This window comes from Ramlibacter sp., from assembly GCF_028291745.1.
Classification (GTDB): domain Bacteria; phylum Pseudomonadota; class Gammaproteobacteria; order Burkholderiales; family Burkholderiaceae_C; genus Ramlibacter.
In genome coordinates, this window is sequence record NZ_JAQGNQ010000137.1 from 1 (window position 1) to 26,599 (window position 26,599).

Sequence of the window (26,599 nt, forward strand, 5' to 3'; positions counted from 1 at the left end):
CGGACGTGTGATCGAGCGGAGAGTTTGGCTGCGCAGCAGTCAAACTCGCAGCGAGTTCGGCCGCGGGGGCCGCAAGACCGGCCAGCGCAGGTTTGCCCGATCGCGCCTGGCGCGATCGGGACGCCCCCGCCGCGCGCCGCAGCCCGCCCGCATGCGGCTTTGCCGCCCCGGCCGCTCGTCGTGCACGTCGCTCGGTCTCTGAACAGGGACATGCTGGAACGTGCCATTCCGGACAGCAGTGGGGCTTGACCCGGGATCCACGACGGCGCCTGCACGACCGCCGCATGGATTGCGGGTCAAGCCCGCAATGACATGCGGAGCACCTCAACCCCGCTCGTAGAACCTCTCCAGGAAATCCAGCTGCGCCTTTCGCCACCCGGCTCCAGGGAGGACTTCATCCCCCAGCACGAGGTGGTTGTCGTCGCCAACGCGATACGCATCCCACTGCGGCACCCCCGCGGTATTCGGGTTGCCCTTGCCCGCAAACGCGACCCAGGCCTTGCGCATGATGGCCGACAGCGCCTCATCGCGCGCATCGAAGTCGGCCTGCTCACCCGGCGCAGCGGCGGCGACATTGCCAAAGGCATGCGCCATTTCTTCGCCGTGATGCGGGCCGTCCACCTGCTGCGGCCGCCGGCGCGTGTACAGGTACTTGAAGGTGCGAGGTTCCCGCCGCGCCATGCATTGCGCGAGCAGGCGCGTGCCGTAGTTGAACTGCGTGTCCGCGAACATGGCTGCCACCGCGGGACGGGCCTGCGCATCGTCCGCCGCCGGATAGAGCGCCATCGCCTCGTCCTCGCAGCCGCCGAAATTCGATCGCACCTGTTCGCGCCAGGCCGCCAGCGTGTCCACCGGCCACGCGCGCGTGAGCAGCGTGCCCTCGTCGCGGTTGCTGCCGACGATCAGCGGCATGGCATGCATGCGGCCGGCCTGGAACGCGGGGCGCTCGTCTTCGGGCAGCAGCCAGCCGTCGCGGATCGGCCGCAACACGCGCGGCGTTGTGAGTCCGCGCACCGCGGGATTGAGCAAGGAGGTGCGCGCCAGCAGCTCCGAGGCGGGCAGGGCGCGCAGCGCCGCCAGGTCCGCGCCCAGTGCCAGCCCGGCACGCTCCGCATCCGGCAGCGTGGCCAGCGGGCGCGCGGCGCCCGGGCTGTGCAGGATCGCCTGGTCGAACAGCCCGCGCGCCGCGGGTGCCGCCAGCAGCAAGGAGATCGATGCCGATCCCGCCGACACCCCGAAAGCCGTGATGCGCGCCGGGTCGCCGCCGAAGGCCGCGATGTTCTCGCGCACCCAGCGCAGCGCCGCCATCTGATCGAGCAGGCCGTAGTTGCCGGACACCCCCTGCTCGGACTCGGCACTCAACTCACGATGCGCCAGGAAGCCGAACAGGCCGCAGCGGTAATTGAGCGTGACCAGCACCGCGCCCTCGAGCGCCAGTCGTTCGCCATCGCTGCGCAGGTCCGAGCCGCTGCCGCCGGTGAAGCCGCCGCCATGCAGCCACACCATCACCGGCAGTGCCGTGCCGCTGCCCACCGCGGGCGTCCAGACATTGACGTACAGGCAGTCTTCGTCCTGGCGCGGCGCGCGGAATTTCGCGTTGGGCGCCTGCGGGAAGTCGGGCCCGAAGGCGAGCGCATCGCGCACGCCTTGCCACGCCAGCGCCGGCTGCGGCGGCCGCCAGCGCAGCGGCCCAACGGGCGGTGCGGCGTAGGGGATGCCCAGGAACACGCCGCCTTCGGCGAGGCGGCGTCCGCGGACATGGCCCTCGCTCACGGGCACGGTGATGAATCGGGTCATGCGAATCTCCTCAGCGACGCCCGAGCGAGGGCGTCGGCGGTTCGGCCGCGAGCCGGCGGCGCACCTCGGTGGCCAGTTCCAGTAGGCGCTTGCCGCTGCGCTCCATCACGGCCTGTGTCTGCGTCACGGCCGATCCCTGCGAGTTGAACGCCATCAGCGTGCGGCCGTCGGCGTGCAGGAAGGGCACGGCCACCGAGTTGGTGATCTTCTGAAACGTGCCCGCGGCAATGCAGAAGCCGCGCCGGTCCACCTGCTCCACGGCGTCGTCGAGTTCCTGCTGCAGCTGTGGCCATTCCTTGCGGTAGTGGTCCTTGAGTTCTTCGTACAGCTGCGCGCGTTCCTGCGGCTGCATGGCGGCGATGCACGCGCGACCCATGGCCGTGCGGATCAGCGGCACGCGAAAGCCCACCCGCTGGCGGCGATTGGGATTCGGCTCGCCCAGCGCGTATTCGAGGTACAGGATGCTCAGGCCCTCGTGCACGCCCAGGCCCACGTTGGTCTTCGACTTCGCGGCCAGGTCTTCCATCAAGGGCCGGGCGATCGCCGGCACCGGCATGTTCACCAGGTAGGGATAGGCCAGGCTCACCACGCCCGCGGCCAGCTCGTACTTGCCGAACTCCGGCAGGTAGCGCAGGTAGCCCAGGTGCGTGAGCGTGAAGGTCAGGCGCGAAACCGTCGGCTTCGGCAGTCCGGTGGCGGCGGCGATCTCCACGTTGCCCAGCAACTTCTGATCGAGCTGGAAGGTGCGCAGGATCGCGAGCCCGCGCGCCACGGCGTTGTTGAAGCGGGGATCGTCGTCCTCGGTCTTGATCTGGATGCCTTCGGAATAGTCCGGCGACACCGGCTTGTCCTTGCGGCTGGGGCGCCCCACGTGTCCTCTCCTGTCATGCGTCCAAGCCGGCGAGTCTAGCCGCAGGGTGGAGGGGTCGATGGTCACAGGTCCAGCACCAGGGTGGCTTCCTTGCTGCCGGAACAGCAGACCATCATGACCTGGTTCGCGCGCTTCTCCTCGTCGGACAGCAGCGAGTCGCGATGATCCGGCGTGCCGGCCAGCACGCGGGTCTCGCAGCTGCCGCAGATCCCCTGTTCGCAGGAGGCCTGCACGGCGACCCCTTCGGCGCGCAGCGTGTCGAGGATGGTGCAGCCCTGCGCGACGAAGACGCTGCGGCCGCTGCGGGCAAGCTGCACGGTGAAGCCGCCCTCGGCCGCGACCGAGCTGGCAGCGGCAAAGCGCTCCAGGTGCACGTGGCCCGCGGGCCGGCCGGCGGCGGCGGCCTCGAAGGCATCCAGCATCGGCGCCGGGCCGCAGCAGTAGAGGTGCGCGTCGTGCGGAACGCGCGCCACGATCCCGGCCAGCGGCAGCGGCCGGCCGCCTTGTTCCGTGTCGACGTGCAGGTGCAGACCGGGGCCGGACAGCACCTCGAGAAACGCAGCTTCCTCGCGCCGGCGCACGCTGTAGTGCACCTCGAAGGAAGCGCCCAGTGCCCGCAGCCGCTGCACCATGCAGGCGATCGGCGTCACGCCGATGCCGCCGGCCACCAGCACGGTGTGACGCGCTTCCTCATGCAGGCCGAAGTGGTTGCGTGGCGCACCCAGCGACATCACCATGCCGACCTTCAGCTGGTCGTGCACGTAGCTGGAGCCGCCGCGGCTGTGCGCATCCTTCTTGATGCCGACGACGTAGCGCTGCGTCTCGCGCGGGTCGTTGCACAAGGAGTACTGGCGCACCAGGCCATTGGGCAGGTGCAGGTCGATGTGCGCGCCGGCCGTGAAGGCGGGCAGGGCGCCACCGTCCACGGCGCTGAACTCGTACCGGTGGATGCCTTCGGCGGCATAGCGGATGGCGGTGAGGCGGGCGCGCAGCAGGGCGCCGGCGGTCTGGGCAAGCACGTTCATGGCGGGACTCGAGGCGTCCATCGCGTTCAACTCCAGTCTGCGAAGCACAGGCCGGTGCCGGTGCCGGCGGGCGTGCGGTAGGCGGGGATGTATTCGATGCGGCGCAGGCTCAGGTGCTCCACGGCGCCCGCCATGCAGATCCAGTTGCGGATCTCGGAGCTGCCCGAGTTGAGCTGCTCGCGCGGCAGGTTGGCCAGCGCGTGCGCATCCTGCTCGCGCAGCGCGCGGACCACGCGGCCATCGAGCTCCTCGTCCACCGTGAAGTGGCTCAGGCCGCCGGAGGCCAGCACGCCGATGCGCTGCGGGCCGGGGAAGCTTTCGACGGCGCTGCGCAGCGCCTGGCCGAGGCGATAGCAGCGACCCGGCGTCGGCTGGTTCGGCGGAAAGTAGGTGTTGAGGAACACCGGCACCACGGGAATCGTCATGCCGCAAAGCAGGCGGTTGTGCACGAAGCCGAAGGCATGGCCCTCGCCATAGCCCTCGGCGAGCGTGCTGGCGCAGGAGAGGTCGAAGTCCTCCATCAGCGCGGCGATCAGGTGGTCGGCCAGCTTCGCGTCCACCGGATAGTCGCGCGCCACGTCGGGCTCGAAGTATTTCGCCGAAGCGGCACGTGCCCAGTCGGGGCCAGGATGGCCCTTGAGCGGCACGTTGCGAATGGTCTCGCCGCGATAGAGCAGCACGGCCGGCATGTTGTCGTCGTCGTAAAGCTCCTTCTGGTCGTCGCCCACGACGATCAGCGTGTCGAGCTTGGCATTGCGCACCACCGCCGCCAGGCGCTCGACCTCGGCGAGGGCGCGCTGGTGCTTGTCGGCAAAGACCTCGGGCGAGAGCTGCGCCGCCACCTCCGGACCGGCGAGTTGCGCCAGTTCTTCGTAGTTGACCGGGCGCCCGTCCTTGCTGAGGTGCGGCCGGAAGCGGTCGCGTTCGATGAAGCGCGCCCAGTCGCCCACCGGGGCATTGAGCATGGGGGTGTGCGAGGTGCCGATACCCAGGACGATCTTGGCCATGTTCGCGTTTGCCCGGAGGCGGTAAATCGGAAAATGGAATTATATTTTGATTTCGCGCAAGGACACCCTCCAGACAACCCCTTATGCAGATGACCCCGCTGGGCCTCGCCGGCCTGTTCGTCCTCGAGCCGGATGTCAGCTCCGACGACCGTGGCCGCTACAGCTACTACTACAGCGAGCGGGACTTCGCGGCGGCGGGCGCGGCCTCGCATTACGTGCAGGAGCACGCTTCCTGCTATCCCTTGCGGCACACGCTGCGCGGCCTGCACTTCCAGCAGCCGCCGCACGCGCAGACCAAGGTGGTGCGGGTGGCGCGCGGGCGCATCTGGGACGTGTGCGTGGACATCCGCCGCGGCTCGCCCACTTTCGGGCACCACGCGGCGGTCGAACTGGCCGCCGGCGACTGGCGCCAGCTGCACGTGCCGCCGGGCTTTGCCCACGGCTTCTGCACTCTGGAGCCGGACACCGAGGTCACCTTTCGCCTGACCGACTACAACAACCGCGAGCACGCGGGCGGCCTGCTGTGGAACGACCCGGAGCTGGGCATCGCCTGGCCCTGCGGCGACCGGCCGGCCTGGGTGTTTCCCGCGGACCGGCAATGGCCGGCGCTGGCCACCCTCGACTCCCCCTTCCACCTCAGGAGACAAGCCTCATGACCAGCCGCCGTACCGCCCTGCGCGGTCTTGCCGCCGGTGCCGCCAGCGTGCTGGCTGGCCCCGCCCTGGCGCAGGACGACAAGTCCATCATCACCGTCCTGGTGGGCGCCGCCTCGTCGATGGACGCGGCCGCGCGGCTGGTCGCCGAGCAGTTGCACGATGCGTTGGCCCGCCCCGCCATCGTGGTCAGCAAGCTGGGTGCCGGCCAGCGCGTGGCGCTGAGCGAAGCCAGGCGCTCCGCACCCGACGGCCGCACGCTGGTGTTCGCCACCAGCGGTCCGTTCTCGGTCTATCCCTTCATCTACAACAAGCTCGATTACGACCCGGTGACTGACTTCACGCCGGTCGCGGGCATCTCGTATTTCGACGTGGCGATCGCCACCGGCCCCATGACGGGCGCCACCGACCTGAAGCAGCTGATCGAGTGGCAGCGTGCCCGCAAGCCGGGCGACGCGGTGTTCGGCTCGGCCCCGGGCAACGGATCGCTGTCGCACTTCGTGGGCCTGGCCACCGGCCTCGCCACCAGGGTGACGATGACGCACGTGCCGTACAAGGACAGCGGCGTCGGCATCCTCGATCTCGCGGGCGGCCGCCTGCCGATGCTGATCACGGGCCTGCAGCCGATGATCGAGCTGCACAAGGCCGGCCGCATTCGCCTGCTCGCCGTCTCGGGCGACACACGCTCGCCGCTGGTGCCCGAGGTGCCGACGCTCAAGGAAGCCGGCGTCAACGTGACCAGCAGCACCTACACCGGCATCTTCGGGCCGCCGAAGATGGCGCCCGATCTGGTCAGGCGTCTGCACGAGGCGATCGCGCCCATGCTTGCCAATCCGGCGATGCGCGAGAAGCTCGCGCTGCAGGCGATGACGCCCTGGTCCGCCAACGGCCGCCAGCTGGCCGCGCTGCTCGCCGACGAGCGCAAGAAGTTCGAGGTGCTGGTCAAGGCCACGGGCTACCAGCGGGAGGACGCATGATCCGCCGCCGTAGCGTGCTGGGTTCGCTGGCCGGTGCCGCGGCGCTGGCCGCGCCGGCGCTGCGCGCGCAGGAGGACAAGTCGCCGATCTCCATCGTGATAGGCACCGGTGCGTCGATCGACGTCGCGGCGCGCCTGATCGGCGAGCAGATCAAGGACGTGCTGGGCCGGACCGTGCTGGTGATCCAGAAGTTCGGCGCCGGCCAGCGCATCGCCGTCGGCGAAGTGCGGCGCGCCGCCCCCGACGGCCGCACGCTGCTGTTCTGCACCAACGGCCCGTTCGCGATCTATCCCAACATCTACAACAAGCTGGAGTACAACCCCGCCACCGACTTCACGCCGATCGCGGGAATCTCCAGCTTCGACGTCGGCATCGCCACCGGGCCCGCGACCGGCGCGACCGATCTGAAGCAGCTGGTGGAGTGGTGCCGCACGCGCAACAAGGGCGAGCTGGTGTTCGCGTCGGCCCCGGGCAACGGCTCGCTGTCGCACTTCGTCGGCCTGTCCCTCGGACTCGCCACCGGGCTGCGCTGCACGCACGTGCCCTACAAGGACAGCGGCCCCGGCGTGCTGGACCTGGCCGAGGGCCGCGTCCCCGCGATGATCACGGGCACCAACAGCTTCGTCGAGATGCACAAGGCGGGCAGGGTGCGCATCCTCGCCGTGTCGGGCGAGCAGCGCTCGCCGCGCCTGCCCGACGTGCCGACGCTGAAGGAAGCCGGCATCAACCTGAGCAGCGCCACCGTCACCGGGCTGTTCGGGCCGGCCAACCTGCCGCCGGAATTCACGCGCCGCATGTACGAGGCGATCGCACCGCTCTATGGGTCGCCTGTATTTCGCGAGCGGCTGGCCTTGCAGACCATGGCCGTGTGGCCGGCAACCGGGCCGCAGCTCGCCGCTTCGCTCGCCGAGGAACGCAAGCGCTTCGACCTGCTGGTCAAGACCACCGGCTACCACAAGGAGGACGCATGATCCGCCGTCGCACCGTGATGCGCTCGCTGGCGGCAGGCGCGGCCACGCTGGCCGTCCCGGCGCTGCGCGCGCAGGAGGACAAGTCGGTCGTCACCATCCTCGTGGGCGCAGCATCGTCGATGGACGTGACGGCCCGCCTGGTCGCCGAACAACTGCGCGAGGTGCTGGGCCGCCCGGTGGTGGTGGTCAGCAAGCTCGGCGCCGGCGGCCGCGTCGCGCTCAACGAACTGAAGCGCGCGCCGCCGGATGGCCGCACGCTGATGTTCTCCACCAGCAGCCTGTTCGCGATCTATCCGCACATCTACACGAAGCTCGATTACGACCCCGTCAGCGACTTCACGCCCATCGCCGGCGTGAGCTGGTTCGACCTGGGCATCGCCACCGGCTCGATGACCGGTGCGACCGACCTCAGGCAGCTGACGGCGTGGCAAGCGAAACAGGGCAGCGGCGCGATCTACGGGGCGGCGCCGGGCGCGGGCTCCTCCTCGCACTTCGTGGGCATCGCGTTGGCACAGGCCACGGGCGTGCCGCTCCAGCCCGCGCACTACAAGGACAGCGGCGTCGGCCTGCTCGATCTCGCCGCGGGGCGCCTGCCCATGCTGATCACCGGCACCAGCCCTCTGGTGGAGATGCACAAGGCCGGCCGCATCAGGTTGGTCGCGGTCTCCGGCGAGAAGCGCTCGCCGCTGGTGCCCGACGTGCCGACGCTGCGCGAGGCCGGCCTGAACATCACCATCCAGAACTCCGCCGCGCTCTACGGCCCGGCGAAGCTGCCGCGCGAGCTGGTCGACCGCATCCACGCGGGGGTGATGCCCATGCTGGCGCGCGGCGATGCGCTGGAGAAGATGGCGATGCAGGGCATGGTGCCTTTCCCCATGGATGGCAGGCAGCTCGCGGCGTGGCTCGCGCAGGAGCGCAAGCGCTACGAAGCGCTGGCCAAGGCCAGCGGCTACGTGCCGGAGACGCTATGAACGACCAGCAAGTTGCGGAGATGGGCGCGCAGTTCCTGCAGGCGCGCGGGCTCGGTGGCATCGAAGGCCGCCTGCGCCTGCTGGCGCTGCTGCAGCCGCAGGCGCACTACGAGGTGCTGGGCAAGCAGGTCGAAGGCGCCGACGCGGTCGCGACCGAACTCACGGGCGGCAGCAACGCCGAACTCGCGAGGCGCCTGGACTGGGCAGCGCCCGAGGTGCTGGCCGGTGGCCATCAGCTGCGCCTGCGCAGCAGCCGCCGCGCCGGCACGCGTGACCGCGAGCTGGTGCTGACGCTCACGCTCGCGGGCGATGCCATCGCGCTGGTGCAGGAGCAGCGCATGGCTGCTCCCCCCGTCGCGGCCCAGGCGATCGCGCTGCCGCAGGCGCTCAAGGACCGTATCGACGCGGCCCTGGTGCAGCGACACCCCATGCTGCTCGCGCACGTCGCGGCCGACGGCCAGCCGATCCTGAGCTTTCGCGGCTCGGTGCAGGTCTTCAGCGATGACCAGCTTGCGCTCTGGATCCGCAATGCCGAAGGCGGCTTCATCCAGGCGATCGCCGCCAATCCGCGCGTCGCGCTGATGTACCGCGACGAGGACGCGAAGGCGACCTACCAGTTCCAGGGCCGCGCGCGCGTCACGCACGAAGCGCAGGAGCGACAACGCATCTTCGAGCGCGCGCCCCCCGCCGAACGGGCCCACGATTTCGCGCAGCTCGGGGCCGCCGTGGTGGTGGACCTCGAGCGCGTCGAAGGTTACGCCGGACTCGGCCCGCAGGGCCAGGTCGACGGCATCCGCATGGTGCGCGCAGCGCAGCCCGAACAATGATTCCGATGGAGCAACGATGACACCGAAAGACAGCCAAGACCTCACGCGCGTTGCCGCCGGCACCGTGATGGGCGATTTCATGCGGCAGTACTGGATCCCGGCCGCCAAGTCGAGCGAGCTGGCCACCGACGGCACGCCCATGCGCCTGCTGTTGCTGGGCGAGAAGCTGGTCGCCTTCCGCGATTCCAGCGGCCGCCCCGGCGTGCTGGACCATGTGTGCCCGCACCGCAATGCCTCGCTCGTGCTGGGACGCAACGAGGAAGACGGCATCCGCTGCATCTATCACGGCTGGAAGTTCGACGTGAACGGACGCTGTGTCGACATGCCCAGCGTGCCGCCTTCGCAATGCTTCAAGGACAAGGTGCAGGCCAAGGCGTACCGGGCCGCGGACCGCAACGGCATCCTGTGGGTCTACATGGGCCCGCGCCAGGAAGACCCGCCGGCGCTGCCGATGGTGGAGGCCACGCTGCTCGAACTGCAGGACGTGGACATCTCCTTCATGATGCGCAGCTGCAACTGGCTGCAGTCGCTGGAAGGGGACATCGACACCTCGCACTTCGGCTTCCTGCACGTCGGCCACCTCGACCCCGACGATGTCCCCGAAGGCCATCCGCTGGAGCACACGGCCGGCGAACGCGCCCCCGAATACCATGTGCGCGACACGCCCTGGGGCACCACCTACGGCGCCTATCGCACCGTGAAGCCGGAGACGATCTACTGGCGCTTCGCGAACTACATGTTCCCGTTCTGGACGCAGACGCCGCAGGGCGAGTTCCCGGTCAACATCCAGGCGCGCGCCTGGGTGCCGCTGGACGACAGCCACACCATGATGATCTTCTGGCGCCGCCGCACCAATGGCCCGCGCGGCACCAACGAGCCGTTGAAGAACGGCAAACCGCTGGCCGGCGCCCGCCCGCAGGCGGATTTCCATCCGATCGACACGAGCTGGCTCGGTCGCTATCGGGTGGTCGCAGAAGAATCGAACGATTGGCTGATCGATCGCGAGGCGCAGCGCACCAATCGCATCTACTCGGGCATCGACCACATCGCCCTGCAGGACCAGGCGGTGACCGAGAGCATGGGCGCGATCACCGACCACGCGCACGAACACCTCGGCCCGGGCGACCTGATGATCGCCCGCACCCGCAGGCGGGCGCTGCAGGCGGCGCGCGCCTTCGCCGCCGGAGAGCCGGCGCCCGGCGTCGACGCGCCCGAGGTGATGATGGCCGCGCGCAGCGGCTTCTTCGAGATGCATCAGTCCGTCGAGTGGCAGCAGGCCTATGCCGACAAGATGCGCAGCGCCGACCGCGTGCTGAAGACCCAGGCGCAGCCCGAGGCGGTGCCCGCCAAATGAAGATCGTCGCGGCGGAAAGCCTGCATGCCGATGGCGGCTACCGGGCCTGCTCCTACCTCAAGCTCACCACCGACGAGGGGCTGGTGGGCTGGTCCGAGTACTACGACAGCTTCTCCGGCGCCCGCGTCGACCCGCTGATCCAGGACTTCGCGCGCCACGCGATCGGCATGGACCCGCGCCAGGTCGGGCGCATCAGCGAGACCCTGGTCGCGACGACCCGCCTCGCCGCGGGCGGCCTGGCGCAGCAGGCGATCGGCGCCATCGAGAACGCCTGCCTCGACCTCGCCGGCAAGGCGCTGGGCGTGCCGGTGCATGTGCTGCTGGGCGGCCCCTTGCGCGAACGCGTGCCGGTCTACTGGACCCACTGCGGCAGCTATCGCACCGGCCCGCGCGCCGCCTTCTACGAGGGCCTGGGCTATCCGCCCGTGCGCACGCTCGACGACCTGGCCGCCGTCGCCAAGGAGGCGGTGGCGCAGGGCTTTCGCGCGGTGAAGACCAACCCGGTGTTCTTCGACGGGGCCAAGCCCACCTTCTTCAGCGGCGGCTTCCGCATCGCACCGGGCTTCCTCGATCGTTCGCTGGACGATCGGCGGGTGAACGCCATCGTCGACCAGATGACGGCCTATCGCGAGGCGATCGGTCCCGACGTGGGCCTGATGCTGGACCTGAGCTTCAGCCAGCGCACCGAGGGCTACCTGCGCCTCGCGCACAAGCTGGAGCACCTGGAGCTCGCCTGGCTCGAGCTCGATATCAACGACCCGCAGGCGCTGGGCTTCATTCGCGCTCATTGCCGCACACCGATCGCCTCGCTCGAGTCGCTGCACGGCATTGCCGAATACCGGCCATTCCTGGCGCAGCAGACGGTGGACACCTGCATCATCGATCCGATGTGGAACGGCGTGTGGCAGTCGGCCCGCATCGCTGCCTTCGCCGATGCCTTCGAGATCACGATGGCGCCACACAACCCGGTAGGTGAACTCGGCACGCTCATGAGCCTGCACCTGAGCGCCGCCGCGCCCAACCTGCGCATCATGGAACTGCGCGTCGACGAGGCGCCGTGGACGCGCGACTTCCTCACGCATCCGCCGGTGCTGGAACGCGGCGAGATGATCGTGCCGCAGCGGCCCGGTTGGGGCACCGAGATCGATGAAGAAGCCTTGCGGGCGCGGCCCGCGCGGCAACGCTGAAAGGACGCGATTTGCGCATCGTCTATTGGGCCAGGCTGCAGTTGGCCAGGCAGGAAATCATCGCGGCCCTGGCCGCGCTGCCGGGCGTCGAACTGCAGGTCACGGCTTCGCTGGCCGAGACGCTGGCCGCCTTGCCCGGCGCGCAGGCCCTGGTGCTGGTGCACGGTCCGCAGGAGGAGGCGCAGCAGGTGTTCGCTGCACTGCGCGCCCCGGGCAACACGGTGCGCTGGATGCACTTCATCTCGGCCGGCCGCGAAGGCTACGAGGAACTGGGCTGGCCGCCCGGCATCGTCGTGAGCTACGCCGGCGGCGGGGTTGCCCCCGCGGTGGCGGAGCACGCGATGGCGCTGATGCTGGCCTTGTGCCGCCGGGTGCCCGACATGGTGCAGGTGGTGATGGCGCGCCGCGCCTGGGACCGCACGCTGCTCGCGCCCAAGGCGCGCTCTCTCGAAGGCGCCACGCTGGTGATCGTCGGCCATGGCCATATCGGCCGCGAGCTGGCCAGGCGGTCACGCTCTTTCGACATGCGCATCGTCACGGTGGCGCGCACGCCCCGGCCGGATCCGCTGGTGGATGAGGCACTGCCGCTTGCGTCCCTGCATGCGGCACTGGCGCAGGCCGACGTGGTGGCGGTCACGATCGCACTCACGCCGGAGACGACGCACCTGCTGGGCGAGGCGGAATTCGCCGCGTGCAAGAAGGGCGCATTGGTGATCAACGTCGCGCGCGGTCCGATCATCGACCAGCCGGCGCTGGTACGCGCACTGCATGCGGGCCAGATCGGCGGCGCCGGTCTCGACGTGAGCGACCCCGAGCCGCTGCCGGCCGACGATCCGCTCTGGAACGCGCCCAACGTGCTGGTCTCGCCGCACTTCGCCGGCTCCGGCAGTCCGCGCAGCGTGCAGCGGCTCGCGCAGGGCGTGGCCGACAACCTGCGCCGCCTGCTCGCCGGCCAGCCCCTGGAACACGTGGTTTCGCCATGAGGAGAGCAGACATGCAGACGCGACGTTCGGCGCTGCGCGGCCTGGCCGCGGCCGCTGGCCTGCTGGCAGTGCCGGCACTGCGTGCCCAGACCGTGCTGAAGCAGCTCACCATCGTGGTGGCCTTTCCCGCGGGCGGCGCGACCGACGCGGTGGCGCGCCTGGTGGGCGAGGGCCTGCGTGGCAAGTACGCGGAGACGGTGATCGTCGAGAACCGCGCGGGTGGCAGCGGCCGCATCGGCACCACTTACGTGAAGAACGCCGCGGCCGATGGCAGCGTGCTGCTGTTCACGCCGTCCTTTCCGCTGGCGATCTTTCCGCACATCTACAAGGCGCTGCCCTATGACGCGCTGCAGGATTTCGTGCCCGTGGCGACCACGTCCCGGGGCGGCTTCGGCCTCTCCGTGGGCCCGGCGGTGCCGGCCAGCGTGCGCACGGTGGCGGAATTCATCGCCTGGTGCAAGGCGCATCCGGACAACGCCACCTTCGGCGCGCCGGCCGGGGGCGGCCAGCATTTCGCCGGCGTGCAGTTCGCCAGGGCCGCGGCCGTGCCCCTGCGCATGGTGCCGTACAAGGGGGGCGCGCCTTCGGTGGTCGACGTGCTGGGCGGCCACATCGCCGCCGTGGTGACGCCGCTGCCCGAGGTGTTGCAGCACGTGAAGGAGGGCAAGCTGCGCATGCTGGCCACGACCACGGCGCAGCGCTCGCGCTTCACACCCGAGGTGCCGACGCTGCGCGAGCTGGGCTACGACGTGCTGTTCCAGGACTGGTCCGGCCTGGTGGCGCCGGCGCGCATGCCGCGCGAGATGGTGGCGCGCGCCAACGCAGCCGTCAACGAGGTGATCCGCTCGCCCGCGGGCACGCAGCGCATGCTCGATCTCGGCACCGAGCCCGACGCGCACACTCCGGAGAGCTTCGCCGTGCTTTATCGCTCGACGTACGAGCGTTATCGCGAGGTGGTGAAGGCGACCGGGTTCACGGCGGAGGATTGAGGGCGCGTGGCGCGACAGGTCGATGGAAAGGTCGGGGCTGAACAAGCCTGTTTCGAACGCAGAAGGCGCAGAAGGAGCGCAGAACACGCAGAAGAATCCAAGGAAACCTTGTCCAAGGAAGTTTCTTCTGCGTCTTCTGCGTGACTTCTGCGTCTTCTGCGTTCAGCCCGGCGCAGCCGTCCGGCAACGCACCACGCGCGGCACTCGTCGGGCTCGCAACGGCGCGGGCTTCAGAGGTCATCGCTGGCTTGACCCAGCGATCCTTCCCACCTCATCCCCAAACCGCAAGCGCATCACGTCGTCGAAGCCCGCATCCGCCGGCGCGACGATTCCGCCCGCGCGCACACGGTAAGCCTCCGGTTTGTCCTGCCCCAGCGGCACCTCGCCCGCCGTCGCAGCACGGGCGGCTTCCAGCATGACGCGGCGGAACTGCACCACGCCGATGTCGGTGGGGCCCAGCAACTCGCGCGTGCGGTCCGCGATGCGGCCCTGGCTGTCCTGGATGGCCGCGTCCTGTTCCGAGACGCCGACGATGCCGCTGAAGTTTTCGGTCTTCTGCAGCCGACGGTCGATCAGGTAGTCGTTGCCGCGATTGCGGATCGGCATCCAGTTGCTGTCCATCTCCGGGTACACCGCGCCCCCCGTCCGGTAGCTGCGGATCTCCTCCTGCGTCAGCGGCCGCGTCGGGTTCCACGAGTACAGGTAGACCCAGCACGACTCGTCGTCGATCGGGATCCAGGTCTGGCCGTGATACGTCTGGCCCTCGGTGGCGCTCGGTGTGTAGGCATGGCTGGGCAGCAGGTACTGCGCGATGCGCCAGTACAGCGAGCCAGCGCCGGCGCGGCGCGAGGCGCCCAGCACCAGCCCGCTGTCGTGCTTCCTCACCTCGTAGCGCGGACGGGTGTCGTCGCGCATCCAGCGCACGTGGTCCTCGCCCATGGACTTGGCCGAATAGCCGCGGGTGGCGCGCGCGGCCTTCTCGGCCAGCTCCGCATCCGATGAAGCGACCGGCTGGTGCAGGAAGGAGAAGTGCGCGGTGTCCACGCCGCCCTCGGCCGCTTGCGCCCAATTGCACTCCTGGTATTTCTTGGAGACGTGGCGGTGCGTTGCCGGCACCAGCGCGAACTCCATCTGCGGCAGTTCCGGCACGCGCTGCGCATCGCCCATCCAGGCCCACACCAGGCCGCCCCATTCGCGCGTGGGACAGGCGCGGATGCGCGCCTTCTCGCACAGGCGCGGCATGGTCTCGGGAGGAATCGTCGGCATGTCGACGCATTCGCCGCGCGCATCGAACTTCCAGCCATGGAAGGCGCACCGGATGCCGCCTTCCTCGTTGCGGCCGAAGAAGAGGTTGGCGCCCCGGTGCGGACAGCGCGGCTCCATCAGCGCCACGCGCCCCGCGCTGTCCCGAAAGGCGATCAGTTCCTCGCCCAGCACCTTCACGCGCACCGGCGCGCCGTCGCGTTCGGCGACCTGCTCGGACAGCAGGACGGGAATCCAGTAGCTGCGAAAGAGCGTCCCCATGGGCGTGCCCGTACCGGTGCGGGTCAGCGTCTCGTTGTCTGGGCGACTCAGCATCTTGTGTCTTCCTTCAGGCGCTGGCCGTCTCGGGCTGCACCCACCGGCCGGCCAGCGCATCGGCGGTTTTCACCAGCAGGCCCAGGTCGGAGCCGAGGCACACCATGCTGGCGCCCGCGTCCACGTACATCTGTGCCTGCGCCTCGGGTGCGAGGATTCCGGCGGCCTTGCCGGCGGCGCGGATGCGTCGCACGCCCGCCACCGCGTGTTCCACCACGACGGGATGCGTGGGCTGCGCGAGATAGCCGAGATCGGTGGCCAGGTCCACCGGGCCGATGAACAGGCCATCGACGCCGTCGACCGCGCAGATCGCATCCAGGTTGGCCAGCCCTTCGGCGCTCTCGATCTGCAGCAGCAGGCAAACGCGATCGATCGCGGTGGTGTAGTAGCCGGCGTGGCGCCCGTAACCCGTGGCACGCACGCTGCCGCCGACACCGCGAATGCCGTGCGGCGGATAGCGCACGGCGCGCACCGCGGCCAGCGCTTCGTCGGCCGTGCGGATGTTCGGCACCATGACGGTGTCTATGCCCAGGTCCAGCACCGGCTTGAACAGCACGGGATCGGCGGAGGGCATGCGCACCAGGCATTGCGTTCGTGTGGGCGCCAGCGCGAGTGCCTGCGTGAGCAGGGTCGGCAGGCTGGTGGGCGTGTGTTCGGCGTCGAACATCAGGAAGTCGAAGCCGCAGTCGCCCAGGGCGTCCGCCGTCTGCGCGCTCAGCGACATGCAGAAAAGGCCGAACTGCGGCAGGCCGATGCGCAACTTCTGCTTGAAGGGGTTGTGGGTGGCGATCATGAAAAGATGGCGATGCCTGCCGCGTGCCAGGCAGATGCGGGGCCGCGCCCCGGGAAGGACTTCATTCGGGCCGCAGGCCCGCATCGGCCGTGAACTGCCCCCACAGCGCGATCTGTGACTTCACGTAGTCCTCCAGTTCGCGCGGGGTGCTGCCGAAGATCTCTATGCCCAGTTCCGCGCCTCGTTCGCGCAGGTCGGGCCGATTGAGCACCGCCACCAGTTCGCGGTTGATGCGGTTGACGACGGGCGCGGGCGTGCCCGCCGGCGCGAACATGCCGAACCAGGCGACGACGTTGAAGCCCGGATATCCGGCCTCGGCCATCGTGGGCACATCGGGCAGCGAGGGAAAGCGCCTGTCGGCCAGTACGGCCAGCGCGCGCATCCTGCCAGCCTTCACCATCGGCGCGGCCGCCGCCAGGTCGATGAAGGCGAACTGCACCTGGCCACCGAGCAGGTCGGTCGTGATCTGCGGCGAGCTCTTGTAGGGGACGCGCAGGAATTCGACGCCGGCGTTCTTGCCCAGCTTGCTGCCCGACACCATGCCGAAGCTGTTGGCCGCGCCATAGCTCACGGTGTTGGGCGCCTTGCGTGCGGCCTCCACCAGGTCCGCCATCGTGCGGTAGCGGCTGCTCGCCGGCACCAGCACGAAGAAGGTCAGGTTGCCCATCTTGCTGATCGCGGCGAAGTCCTTCACCGGGTCGTAGCGCAGTTCCTTCAACAGGTGCGGGTTGGCCGCGTGCGTGGTGTTGGTCGTGAACAGCAGGGTGTTGCCATCCGGCCTGGCGTGCGCCACGGCCTCGGCCGCGAGCACGCCGTTGGCGCCGGGCCGGTTGTCGATCAAGGCGGCCACACCGAGTGCCGTGCCGAGGTATTGCGCCACCATGCGCGCGTAGACATCGGTGCCGCTGCCGGGCCCGAAGGGCAGCACGATGCGCAGCGGCCCGTCGATGCGGTCCGACTGCGCGCGCGCCGATCCCGCCGTCGCGGCCAGCGCCGCGACGAGCAGTTCGCGCCGGCGCAGGAGGGCGGCCAGGCCAGCGGGGCGGTCGTGCAGGAGACGGGGCATGGGCATGTGGCCATCATGGGGACAAGGCCGGCGAGGCACAATCGACTTTTCCGCCGACAATGTGAGGAAAACTCACAGCTGGCCCTCACCCCTTTCCGATGAAGCGACTGCCGCCCCTGAACGCGTTCAAGGCCTTCGACGCCGCTGCGCGCCATCTGAGCTTCACTGCCGCGGCGGGGGAACTGAGCGTCACGCATGGCGCGGTCAGCCGCCAGATCGCGGCGCTGGAGCGCGAGCTGGAGATCGCTCTGTTCGTGCGCGGCGCCCGCGGCCTGAAACTCACGCAAGAGGGCGCGCAGCTTGCAGCCGCCGTTGACGCCGCCTTCGGCACCTTGCGTTCGGCGGTGGAGCGGCTGCGCCAGGACGGTCCCGCATCGGCCCTGCGCGTGAGCGTGCCGCCGACGCTGGCCATGCGCTGGCTCATTCCGCGCATGACGGCCTTGCACCAGGCGCATCCGCGGCTGCGCATCGAACTGTCCACCTCGACCGAGGCCGTGGACTTCGACCGCGATCCCTACGACGCGGCGATCCGCCGCGTGACGCGCGCACCGGCCGGCGTGCTGGCCGAACGCTTCCTGGACGCGCGGCCGGTACCGGTGTGCAGCCCGGCCTACCAGAAGCAGCAGCGCATGCGCGCACCGGCCGACCTGGCGCGCGGGACCATCATCCTCACGCGTTCGGAGCCGCAGGCCTGGCCCGACTGGCTGAAGCAGCACCGCGTGGCGCGCGGCCCCGGGGCCGCGACACTGACCTTCGACCAGCTGTATTTCTCGTTGCAGGCGGCACTGGATTCGCTGGGCGTCGCGCTGGCGCCGACGTCGCTGGTGCAGGAGGACCTGCGCAAAGGCCGGCTGCGTGCGCTGGCGCAGCCGCAGGGGCCGGTCACGCCCGCCTATGCGCTGCTCTCGCCCCGCGTGTCGCCGCGCCATGGGGCGATCCGCACGCTGGGGGAATGGTTGAAGGCGGCGGGGGCGGAATGACGAATGACGGCGGGCCCGTCATTGGTCCTTGGTCACCAAGTCAGAAGCCGACCTTGTCGGGGCCCTTCAGGTTCAGGATCGCGCGCGCCTCGTCGGGCGTGGCCACCTCGAGGCCGAGTTCTTCCAGGATGCGGCGGATGCGCGCGACCTGTTCGGCGTTGCTCGTGGCCAGCTTGCCCGGGCCGCCCCACAGGCTGTCCTCGAGGCCGACGCGCACGTGGCCGCCCATCACCGCGGACTGCACGGCGCTGAACATCTGGTTGCGGCCGGCGCCCAGCACGGACCACTGGTAGCTGTCGCCGAACAGGCGATCGGCCGTGCGCTTCATGTGCGAGATGTCCTCGGCGTGGGCACCGATGCCGCCGCGCAGCCCCAGCACCGACTGGATGAACAGCGGCGCTTTCAGCATGCCGCGCTCCTGGAAGTGCGCCGCCGTGTACAGGTGGCCGATGTCGTAGCACTCCAGTTCGAAGCGCGTCTCGTTGGCACTGCAGGAGTCCAGCACGAAGGCGATGTCGCGGAAGGTGTTCTTGAACACGCGGTCGTCGCTCTCCGCCAGGTAGGGCCGCTCCCAGTCGTGCTTGAACTCCTTGAAGCGGTTCAGCATTTCATACAGGCCGAAGTTCATCGAGCCGAGATTGAGCGATGCGACTTCGGGTTTGAGCTGCAGCGCCGGTTGCAGCCGCTCCTTCACCCCCATGGTGGGCGCGCCGCCGGTGGTGAGGTTGATGACGACGTTCGACGCCTTCTTGATCTGCGGCAGGAAGCGCATGAATGCTTCCGGCGTCTGGTCCGGCCGCCCGTCCTCGGGGTTGCGCGCGTGCAGGTGCACGATGGCGGCGCCGGCTTCGGCCGCACCGAGCGCCGCATCGGCGATCTCCTGCGGCGTGACCGGCAGGTAGGGCGACATGCTCGGTGTGTGGATGGAGCCGGTCACCGCGCAGGTGATGATGACTTTGCGTTGGGCCATGGAGGTCTCCTCAGGAGGTGCCGAGCGCGCGGGCGAGCAGGGCAGGGTCGTTGACGGTCAGGTCCTGGCCGCGCAGGTCGGCGGGCCGGGTGGCGGCCAGCCAGGCGATCACGTCGGCCGAGCGTTCCGGCGGCGCCAGATCGGTCTTGGGAATGCGGCTGATCTCGTTCATGCCGGAGCCGCGGATGCGGTCCTGCATCGCGGTGTCGACCAGGCCCGGCTGCAGGCCATACGCGGCGACGCCGCGGTCGCCGTACTCGTGGGCGAGGCAGCGCGTGAGCATGGCCAGGCCGGCCTTGGAAGCGCAGTACGCGGACCAGCCCTCGCGCGGCGTGTGCGCGGCACCGGTGGAGAGATTCACCACCGAGCCCTGCACCTGCAGCAGCGCGGGCAGCGTCGCGTGCAGCACGTGGTACGCGCCAGTGAGATTGCTGGCCAGGGTCGCGGCCCAGGCCGCCGGGTCGGTGTCGGCAATGTGGCCGATGGGATCGATCTGGCCGGCATTGTTGACGACGCAATCGATCCGGCCCCAGGTCTCGAGCGTGCGCTCGACCGCCGCACGCACGCTGGCAAGGTCGGTCACGTCGCAGGCCACGACGAGGCAAGGTTGTGCCGCCGCGCGGACGGCGGCCGCGGCGCTTTCGGCTGCTTCTGGCCGGCGCACCGCAACCACGGGCGCGAAGCCGCGGCGGGCAAGCGCCACGGCGGTGGCGGCGCCAATGCCGCGGGCGGCACCGGTGATGAAGGCGACGCGGGTGGGATGGGGGGTGCTGGTCATGAAGGGGTTTGAATTCGCCGGAGCGCTATCTATGCCGACCGGGGGAGTGTGCACCACGCGCAGGCGCGCACACTCGTTGCGAACCCGCAGGAGGAGGACTCCATGGCCGCAGCAGCTCCCCGCTTTCGCAAGATCGTCGTGGCGATCCACGGCGTGGGCGACCAGAGCCATGCCGAGACGATCCGCTCGGTCGCCTCGCAATTCGGCTCGCGCGTGCACCCGCCACTGCCCTTGATGCCGCTCGGCTACTTCAGCGTCGACGGCGGCGCCAAGGTGAAGGTGAGCGGCCTCGATCTGCCGCCGTCGCGGGCGCAGGACGCGGACTGCGCGCAGCTGCAGGAACTCGCGGCCATCGGCTTTGCCGAGGTCTACTGGGCCGACATCCCGCGCGGTGCCGTGAAGGCGGGCGACACCATCGAGGAAACGAAGGCCTGGGCCCGCACGGTCGTGAGCCGCTGCGAAGGCGTTTACCGCAAGCGGCAGCAGGACGCCGATCTGCTGCCCCACGACTTCGAGCGGGTCGCCGGCGTGATCGAGGAGATGGTGGAGTCGGTCCAGGTGATCGAGAACCTCTGCACGGTGGCCGACAAGATGGGCCTGTTCAAGTTCGACGTCGCGCCGCTGCTGCGCGACTACGTGAACGACGTGCAGGTGGTGACCGAGTTTCCGGCGCTGCGCGAGCAGATCGTGGGCCGCTTCCACAAGGCCATGGCCGGCATCGTCGAGGAGTTCGGCAGCGACGACGGCCTGCCCGAGATCTACATCGTCGCCCACAGCGAGGGTACGGTGATCAGCTTCATGGCGCTGCTGCAGGCGCTCGCGGGCACGGAGGTGCGCGACCCCGAGGCGGCACCCGACGCGCAGCCGACGCTCGTGCCCACCACCTGGGTCGACCACGTGCGCGGCTACATGACCATCGGCTCGCCCATCGACAAGCACCTGCTGCTGTGGGAGCGCCTGTGGAATCCCTTCCGGCCCCGCGACGGGCAGTCCGTGTTCACGCGGACACCGCGGCAGCGCATCGACTGGCGCAACTACTACGACCTCGGCGACCCGGTGGGCTTCCAGCTGGACACCGCCTACGAATTCCTGCGGGAATGCGGCTGCAAGGCCTTCGAGTTCCCGGCATCGCACGACATGGGCTTCGCGCGGTATCCGCTGCCCGGCAAGGCCCACGTGGACTACTGGCACGACGCCCGCGTGTTCGGCCACTTCATCGACCACGTGGTGCTGCGTCTGCCCTCGGTGCTGACCGGCAGCCGCACCGGCGACCGGCTCGATCCCGCGCGTCCGCCCGACCGGCTGTGGGCACGGCTGGTCTGCTACGCGCTGCCTTATGCAGTGATGCTGCTGCTGCATTTCCTGGCCGTGTACCTGCTGTTCAAGGGTGTCACTGCCTACAGCAAGCACCCGATCAGCTTCTGGGACGTGGCAGAGCCGGTGACCGTGCTGGCATGGCTGCTCGCCTGGGTCACCGTCACTGCACGCATGCTGCGGCTGTTGAAAGTGCGCTTCGATCGCGGCTCGCACCTGCTGATGTTGCTGGGCTTGCTGGTGGGTTTCGCGCTGCCCTCGGCGTTGCTGGTACTCCGGGTGCACACGCTGCCGTCCGCGGAGATCGTCGCCGCCGCCGTCATCATCATCACGGTCGCGATCAGCCTGGTGCCGCGGCGCCGGGGCATGGACCGCATCGTGCTGGTCAGCTCCGGGTTCCTGGCCGCGATCGGCTTTGCCTGGTGGCATGTCCATCGCGGAGGGGTCGATGCGGCGCTGTGGCCACTGGTTCTCGGCGGCGCGGCCTTCCTCTATCTCTGGTGGCTGGGGATCCTGGTGTTCGATCTGTCCTTCGTGTGGCACCGCTACATCCGGCACGCGGTGGCGCAGGACAAGCTGATCGAGTGGGCGCCGGGGGTGCAGGCCCGCAAGGCGGCGCGGCGGCAGGCGCGGCTGGGGGTGCTGGCGGAGGCCGACTTTCAGCAGCCGGCGTGAGGGGAGTCGGCAGCCAGCCGCCAGAACGGCAAACGCCACCCGAAGGTGGCGTCCTGCATGTGGCGGCGAAGCGATTCAGCCCAGCACGTCGACCGCCAGGTCAGCGGCGCGCTCGGCGCCCCGGCGCACGTTCTCGATGTGGCGCTGGGTCTCGACGGGCAGTTCGGCGGTGTTCAGGCCGTCCCACTTGTTGCGGCCCTTGACCGACAGGTTGTAGTACACCGAGACGCCTTCGCGGATCTTCTGCTGGTACTGCTGGGGCGGCAGGTTCAGCGGCGCGATCTTGTCGGCGGCCCATTGCGCGCCGTGCTTCATGTTGATGGCGGCGGCATACACGGCCTGCACGGGGTCGTTGGGGTTGTCCAGGCCCAGGCCCTTGGCCGTGCGCGGCTCGAACTGCGCCAGGCCCTGGCTGGTCACGCCGTTGCGGCCCAGGCCCTTGCGCGGCACCCAGGAGGTCTCGGCGTTGATCACGCCATAGACGTCTTGGAAGGAGAGGCCGACCTGCTGCAGGCCGGCGCGATCGGCCGCGGCCTGCGCCAGCAGCAGGCGCGAGGCGGGGTCGAGGGTCTTGGCGTTCTCGCCGCCGAACTTGATCGGCACCCACTTCATGCGGGCACGCAGCGCTTCTTCCGAGGCGAAAGCCACCGCGGCGCGGGCCACGGGCGCGGCGAAGCGCACGGCCGGCATGGCGGAGGGCGTCGCAGCAGCGACCGCGGCGACGGCGGCAGCGGCCGTGTGCGTCACGGCGGCAGCGGCGGCAGTGGTCGCAGCGACCGGGGCCGTCACGGAAGGAATCAGCTGGCTCGACAGGGCTGCGACGGCGCCGAGGGCGACGAGGATGGCGGTGGCGCGGAAGTTGATGGCTTGCGTGATGGTCTGCATGAGTCTTTCGTGTCTTACCCGTGTAGGAGGTTTCTGATGGACATGTAGGACACGCGATAAGTTCTAAGCTCAGGCAGGGAGAATTCGAGGGTTAAGCTGTCTGTCATGCGAATCCTGCTGGTGGAAGACGATGCAATGATCGGCAAGGCTGTGCTGGACGTCCTGCGTTCCGAGCACTACGCCGTCGACTGGGTGCGCGATGGCATGGCCGCCGACGCCGCTCTGGTGGCTGAGCGGTACGATCTCGTGCTGTTGGACCTGGGCCTGCCACGCGCCGATGGCCTGCAAGTGCTGAGGCAGCTGCGCGCGCGCCGCGATGCCGTGCCCGTTCTGGTGGCGACCGCCCGCGATGCGGTGGGCGATCGCGTGGCCGGTCTCGATGCCGGCGCCGACGACTACATCGTGAAGCCCTACGACACCGATGAACTGCTGGCCCGGGTGCGCGCGCTGCTGCGCCGCAGTGCCGGCCGCGGCGAGCCGCTGATCAGCCACAAGGGCCTGGAGCTCAATCCCGCCACCCGCGAAGCGACCCTGGGCGGCGCGCCCCTCAATCTTTCCCCGCGCGAATGGGCCCTGCTGGAGCCGATGCTGCAGCGGCCCGGGGTGGTGTTCTCGCGCGCGCAGCTCGAACAGAAGCTGTACAGCTGGAAAGAAGACATCAGCAGCAACGCGGTGGAGGTCTACGTGCACGGCCTGCGCAAGAAGCTCGGGGCCGACTTCATCCGCACCGTGCGTGGCCTGGGCTACGTGGTGCCGCGCGAATGAGCAAGCAGGAACGCGTGCGCGCCCCCTGGTCCTTGCGGCGGCGCCTGCTGTGGCTGGTGCTCGCGGCGATCGTGATCGTCACCGGCCTGCAGGCCGCCAGTGCCTATCGCTCCGCGCTGCGCGAAGCGGACCGCATGTTCGACTATCACCTGCAGGAGGTCGCGCGCTCGGTGCACGGCGGCGTGCCCTTCGCGCCGGGGGCGAACGACTCCGAATACTCGGTGCAGGTCTGGGGGCCGGACGGCACCACGCTGTACCGATCCAACGGGCGCGAGATGCCGGCGCAGGCCGTGCTGGGCTTCTCGGATTCGCGCGTGCAGGGCGTGCGCCTGCGCATCTACACGTTGCAGACGCCGGAGCACACGATCCAGATCGCCCAGGACCTCGATGCGCGTGAGGCCCGTGCCCGCGCGCTCGCCGCCAACGCGGTCACGCCCGTGCTGGTGCTCGCGCCGCTGCTGATGCTGGCCATCGGTGCCGTGATCGGCGGATCGCTGGCGCCACTGGCGCGCATGCGCCGGCAGGTGGCGACCCGCGCGGCGCACGATCTCTCGCCCCTCAGCGCGGTGGGCGTGCCGCTGGAGGTCGAGCCGCTGGTGGGTGAACTCAACGCGCTGTTTGCACGGGTCCGTGACACGCTCGAGGCCCAGCAGCATTTCGTCGCCGATGCGGCCCACGAGCTGCGCTCGCCGCTGACGGCGCTGCGTCTGCAGTTGCAGGCGGCCGAGCGAGCGCGCGACGAGGAGGCACGGCGCGCCGCGGTGCAGGCGCTCGGTGCGGGTGTCGAGCGCGCGATTGCGCTGGTCGAACAGCTGCTGGCGCTGGCGCGGCTGGAAGGCGCCGCGGCCGGCGCGGGAGAACCGGTCGACCTGGAGCAACTGGCACGCGAGACGGTCTCCGAACTGCTGCCCACCGCGCATGCCCGCAACATCGACCTCGGCCTGGCGAGCAGCGAGCCGCTGGTGATTGCCAGCCGGCGAGAGTCCCTGCACCTGATCCTGCGCAACCTCCTCGACAACGCGATCAAGTACACGCCACCGGGCGGCCGCGTCGACATGGCCATGGGCAGTGACGGGCCCACGTGCTGGCTGACGGTGGAAGACAGCGGCCCCGGCATTCCGCCAGCGGAGCGGCAGCGCGTGTTCGACCGCTTCTACCGTTTGCCGGGCACCGAGGGCGCCGGCAGCGGTCTGGGCCTGGCGATCGTGCGCACCGTGGCCGAGCGTCTGGGCGGCGAGGTGCGCCTGGACAATTCGCCCAGCCTCGGCGGATTGCGGGTCGAGGTTAGGCTGCCCATCCGGGCCGAGGCGTCTTAAGCTTGCTCTAAGACTGCGGCCTCAGATTCGAGGGGTCCCGAATTCACCCCCCTTGAGGAAAGCCCCATGAAGAACCCGAATCTGAAGGCCGCGCCGCTGGTGCTGGCCCTGCTGGGCGCCGGCGCCGTTGGTGGCGCTGCCGTCGAGATGCTGCATCACGGCGGCGCGCCCGCCACCGCCGCCGTGTTGGCGCCGGTGCAGCCCGCCACGGTGCCGTCGCCCAATGGCGGTGGCAGCAGCGTCGTGATGCCTGACTTTCCGCTGATCACGCAACGCTACGGCCCCGCGGTGGTGAACATCAGCGTCAGCGGCCATGCGCCCGCCGGCGCCGAGGGCGGCGATCCGCTCGAATTCTTCCGCCAGTTCCAGCGCGGCGGCAAGCCCCAGCGCGACGTGCCGGTGCGCGGCATGGGCTCCGGTTTCATCGTCGGCGCCGACGGCATCATCCTGACCAATGCGCACGTGGTGAAGGACGCCACGGACGTGACCGTGAAGCTGACCGACCGGCGCGAGTTCAAGGCCAAGGTGCTGGGCAGCGACCCGAAGACCGATATCGCGGTGCTGAAGATCAACGCCTCCAACCTGCCGGTGGTGACGATGGGCAGCAGCGACAACCTGCGCGTGGGCGAATGGGTGCTGGCCATCGGCGCGCCCTTCGGCTTCGAGAACACGGTGACCGCGGGCGTGGTGAGCGCCAAGGGCCGTTCGCTGCCCGACGACAGCGCCGTGCCCTTCATCCAGACCGACGTGGCGGTGAACCCGGGTAACTCGGGCGGGCCGTTGTTCAATGCGCGCGGCGAGGTGGTGGGCATCAACTCGCAGATCTACAGCCAGTCGGGTGGTTACCAGGGCGTGTCGTTCGCGATCCCGATCGACCTGGCCAGCCGCATCAAGGACCAGATCATTGCCCACGGCAAGGTGGAGCACGCGAAGCTGGGCGTGGCGGTGCAGGAAGTGAACCAGACCCTGGCCGACTCCTTCGGCCTCGACCGGCCGGAAGGCGCGCTGGTGGCGAACGTGGAGAAGGGCAGTGCGGCGGACCGCTCGGGCCTGCAACCCGGCGACGTGATCCGCACGGTGAACGGCAAGCCGATCATCTCCTCGGGCGACCTGCCGGCGATCGTCGGCCTGTCGCAACCGGGCGAGCGCCTGGCGATGGACGTGTGGCGTGCCGGCAAGCGCGTGCGGCTCACGGCTGAACTCACGCGCAGCGGCGACAAGGTGGCGGCTGCCACCGCGCCGGCGGACGGTTCGGGTGGCCGACTCGGCCTGGCCCTGCGGCCGCTGGATCCGCAGGAGCGGCAGGAAGCGGGCGTGCGCGCCGGTGTCGTGGTCGAGGACGTCGCCGGTCCGGCGGAAGCGGCTGGCGTCGAGCCGGGCGACATCGTGCTGGCCGTCAATGGCACGCCGGTGAGCACGGTCGACCAGGTGAAAACGGTCGTCGAGAAGTCGCAGAAATCGGTGGCGCTGCTGATCCAGCGCGGCGAGGACAAGATCTTCGTGCCGATCCGCATCGGCTGATGACGATGTGAGGCGGCCGCCGGCACCGGGAGGTGCGGGCGGCCGTTTTCTTTGGGTGCGTGGATTGCGGGTCAAGCCCGCAATGACATCCTCGTCGGATATCGAAGGACGTCATCCAGGGGCCAGATCAATGTCACCCCGGGCCAGATGGACGTCATCCCGGGCTCGACCCGGGATCCATGCAGCGCTCAACTCAGCATCGGCCTTCTCACGTCTTCTTGCTCTTCTCTTCTTCCTTGTCGCGCGCGCTGTGCCGGGCCGTGAAGGTCTGGTGCACGCGGCCTTCCTTGCCCTTCGCGACGGCCGGGCTCTTCTTCGTGGCTGCCACTTCGCTGCGCGCCTGCTT

The 26,599-nt window shown here is 69.7% G+C and carries 24 protein-coding genes; 14 read left to right on the forward strand and 10 right to left on the reverse strand.

Going from position 1 to position 26,599, the window contains the following annotated elements; all coding sequences use genetic code 11:
• Positions 1-324: 324 nt before the first annotated feature.
• The 4 genes from JWP60_RS24995 to JWP60_RS25010 all read right to left on the reverse strand — a co-directional run bounded on the left by JWP60_RS24995 (position 325) and on the right by JWP60_RS25010 (position 4,700).
• Positions 325-1,797, reverse strand: a complete 1,473-nt coding sequence (locus tag JWP60_RS24995) for a carboxylesterase family protein (protein ID WP_299797737.1) — start codon at positions 1,795-1,797, stop codon at positions 325-327.
• 10 nt (positions 1,798-1,807) lie between these two features.
• On the reverse strand, positions 1,808-2,668 hold the full coding sequence (locus JWP60_RS25000; protein ID WP_299797740.1) for an IclR family transcriptional regulator: 861 nt from the start codon (positions 2,666-2,668) through the stop codon (positions 1,808-1,810).
• A gap of 62 nt (positions 2,669-2,730) precedes the next feature.
• On the reverse strand, positions 2,731-3,693 hold the full coding sequence (locus JWP60_RS25005; RefSeq protein WP_299797858.1) for a PDR/VanB family oxidoreductase: 963 nt from the start codon (positions 3,691-3,693) through the stop codon (positions 2,731-2,733).
• A gap of 26 nt (positions 3,694-3,719) precedes the next feature.
• The gene (locus JWP60_RS25010) at positions 3,720-4,700 is read right to left on the reverse strand and encodes a protocatechuate 3,4-dioxygenase (protein WP_299797742.1); all 981 of its coding nucleotides are present in this window, start codon (positions 4,698-4,700) and stop codon (positions 3,720-3,722) included.
• 83 nt (positions 4,701-4,783) lie between these two features.
• Between JWP60_RS25010 and rfbC the strand changes: the two genes are divergently transcribed.
• The 9 genes from rfbC to JWP60_RS25055 are packed head-to-tail and all read left to right on the forward strand — an operon-like array spanning position 4,784 to position 13,612.
• Entirely contained in the window at positions 4,784-5,356 is a 573-nt protein-coding gene (gene rfbC, locus JWP60_RS25015) for a dTDP-4-dehydrorhamnose 3,5-epimerase (protein ID WP_299797745.1), read from the forward strand.
• A complete protein-coding gene (locus JWP60_RS25020) occupies positions 5,353-6,330 on the forward strand; it encodes a tripartite tricarboxylate transporter substrate-binding protein (RefSeq protein WP_299797748.1) in 978 nt (325 codons plus the stop codon). Before rfbC ends, JWP60_RS25020 begins: the two co-directional genes overlap by 4 nt.
• A complete protein-coding gene (locus tag JWP60_RS25025) occupies positions 6,327-7,301 on the forward strand; it encodes a tripartite tricarboxylate transporter substrate-binding protein (protein ID WP_299797751.1) in 975 nt (324 codons plus the stop codon). The genes JWP60_RS25020 and JWP60_RS25025 overlap by 4 nt, the downstream gene beginning before the upstream one ends.
• The gene (locus JWP60_RS25030; RefSeq protein ID WP_299797754.1) at positions 7,298-8,272 is read left to right on the forward strand and encodes a tripartite tricarboxylate transporter substrate-binding protein; all 975 of its coding nucleotides are present in this window, start codon (positions 7,298-7,300) and stop codon (positions 8,270-8,272) included. Before JWP60_RS25025 ends, JWP60_RS25030 begins: the two co-directional genes overlap by 4 nt.
• Positions 8,269-9,099: a pyridoxamine 5'-phosphate oxidase family protein gene (locus tag JWP60_RS25035; RefSeq protein ID WP_299797757.1), complete on the forward strand. Its 831-nt coding sequence runs from the start codon at positions 8,269-8,271 to the stop codon at positions 9,097-9,099. The genes JWP60_RS25030 and JWP60_RS25035 overlap by 4 nt, the downstream gene beginning before the upstream one ends.
• A 16-nt stretch (positions 9,100-9,115) precedes the next feature.
• A complete protein-coding gene (locus JWP60_RS25040) occupies positions 9,116-10,453 on the forward strand; it encodes a Rieske 2Fe-2S domain-containing protein (protein WP_299797760.1) in 1,338 nt (445 codons plus the stop codon).
• Positions 10,450-11,640, forward strand: coding sequence for a mandelate racemase/muconate lactonizing enzyme family protein (locus JWP60_RS25045; protein ID WP_299797763.1), 1,191 nt, complete (start codon positions 10,450-10,452; stop codon positions 11,638-11,640). Before JWP60_RS25040 ends, JWP60_RS25045 begins: the two co-directional genes overlap by 4 nt.
• 11 nt (positions 11,641-11,651) lie before the next feature.
• Positions 11,652-12,623: a D-2-hydroxyacid dehydrogenase gene (locus JWP60_RS25050; RefSeq protein WP_299797766.1), complete on the forward strand. Its 972-nt coding sequence runs from the start codon at positions 11,652-11,654 to the stop codon at positions 12,621-12,623.
• An 11-nt stretch (positions 12,624-12,634) separates the two neighbouring features.
• Positions 12,635-13,612, forward strand: a complete 978-nt coding sequence (locus JWP60_RS25055; RefSeq protein WP_299797769.1) for a tripartite tricarboxylate transporter substrate-binding protein — start codon at positions 12,635-12,637, stop codon at positions 13,610-13,612.
• Between the two features lie 237 nt (positions 13,613-13,849).
• Here the strand turns inward: JWP60_RS25055 and JWP60_RS25060 are convergent, their stop codons facing one another.
• The 3 genes from JWP60_RS25060 to JWP60_RS25070 all read right to left on the reverse strand — a co-directional run bounded on the left by JWP60_RS25060 (position 13,850) and on the right by JWP60_RS25070 (position 17,055).
• On the reverse strand, positions 13,850-15,190 hold the full coding sequence (locus JWP60_RS25060; protein ID WP_299797771.1) for a Rieske 2Fe-2S domain-containing protein: 1,341 nt from the start codon (positions 15,188-15,190) through the stop codon (positions 13,850-13,852).
• Positions 15,191-15,203: 13 nt separating this feature from the next.
• The gene (locus JWP60_RS25065) at positions 15,204-15,983 is read right to left on the reverse strand and encodes an aldolase/citrate lyase family protein (RefSeq protein WP_299797772.1); all 780 of its coding nucleotides are present in this window, start codon (positions 15,981-15,983) and stop codon (positions 15,204-15,206) included.
• A 61-nt stretch (positions 15,984-16,044) separates the two neighbouring features.
• Positions 16,045-17,055 carry a tripartite tricarboxylate transporter substrate binding protein gene (locus JWP60_RS25070; protein ID WP_299797774.1) on the reverse strand — a complete coding sequence of 337 codons (1,011 nt, stop codon included), beginning with the start codon at positions 17,053-17,055 and terminating at the stop codon, positions 16,045-16,047.
• A 92-nt stretch (positions 17,056-17,147) separates the two neighbouring features.
• Between JWP60_RS25070 and JWP60_RS25075 the strand changes: the two genes are divergently transcribed.
• The gene (locus tag JWP60_RS25075; RefSeq protein WP_299797776.1) at positions 17,148-18,029 is read left to right on the forward strand and encodes a LysR substrate-binding domain-containing protein; all 882 of its coding nucleotides are present in this window, start codon (positions 17,148-17,150) and stop codon (positions 18,027-18,029) included.
• 40 nt (positions 18,030-18,069) lie between these two features.
• On the opposite strand, the gene JWP60_RS25080 is transcribed toward JWP60_RS25075, so the two are convergent.
• Together JWP60_RS25080 and JWP60_RS25085 are read right to left on the reverse strand one after the other, a co-directional pair.
• Complete coding sequence (locus tag JWP60_RS25080; RefSeq protein ID WP_299797778.1) at positions 18,070-18,999, reverse strand: 3-keto-5-aminohexanoate cleavage protein; 930 nt, start codon at positions 18,997-18,999, stop codon at positions 18,070-18,072.
• Positions 19,000-19,009: 10 nt separating this feature from the next.
• On the reverse strand, positions 19,010-19,777 hold the full coding sequence (locus JWP60_RS25085; RefSeq protein WP_299797780.1) for an SDR family oxidoreductase: 768 nt from the start codon (positions 19,775-19,777) through the stop codon (positions 19,010-19,012).
• 102 nt (positions 19,778-19,879) lie between these two features.
• On the opposite strand from JWP60_RS25085, the gene JWP60_RS25090 reads away from it, so the two are divergent.
• Entirely contained in the window at positions 19,880-21,766 is a 1,887-nt protein-coding gene (locus JWP60_RS25090; protein ID WP_299797782.1) for an MFS transporter, read from the forward strand.
• A 75-nt stretch (positions 21,767-21,841) separates the two neighbouring features.
• Here JWP60_RS25090 and JWP60_RS25095 read toward each other — a convergent pair whose 3' ends face one another.
• The gene (locus JWP60_RS25095; RefSeq protein ID WP_299797784.1) at positions 21,842-22,651 is read right to left on the reverse strand and encodes a hypothetical protein; all 810 of its coding nucleotides are present in this window, start codon (positions 22,649-22,651) and stop codon (positions 21,842-21,844) included.
• Positions 22,652-22,756: 105 nt separating this feature from the next.
• Here JWP60_RS25095 and JWP60_RS25100 point away from each other — a divergent pair, with 105 nt between their 5' ends.
• The 3 genes from JWP60_RS25100 (at position 22,757) to JWP60_RS25110 (ending at position 26,253) form a co-directional block, all read left to right on the forward strand.
• Complete coding sequence (locus JWP60_RS25100) at positions 22,757-23,416, forward strand: response regulator transcription factor (RefSeq protein ID WP_299797788.1); 660 nt, start codon at positions 22,757-22,759, stop codon at positions 23,414-23,416.
• On the forward strand, positions 23,413-24,732 hold the full coding sequence (locus JWP60_RS25105; protein WP_299797791.1) for an ATP-binding protein: 1,320 nt from the start codon (positions 23,413-23,415) through the stop codon (positions 24,730-24,732). Before JWP60_RS25100 ends, JWP60_RS25105 begins: the two co-directional genes overlap by 4 nt.
• 66 nt (positions 24,733-24,798) lie before the next feature.
• Complete coding sequence (locus JWP60_RS25110; RefSeq protein ID WP_299797794.1) at positions 24,799-26,253, forward strand: DegQ family serine endoprotease; 1,455 nt, start codon at positions 24,799-24,801, stop codon at positions 26,251-26,253.
• The last annotated feature ends 346 nt before the right edge of the window (positions 26,254-26,599 follow it).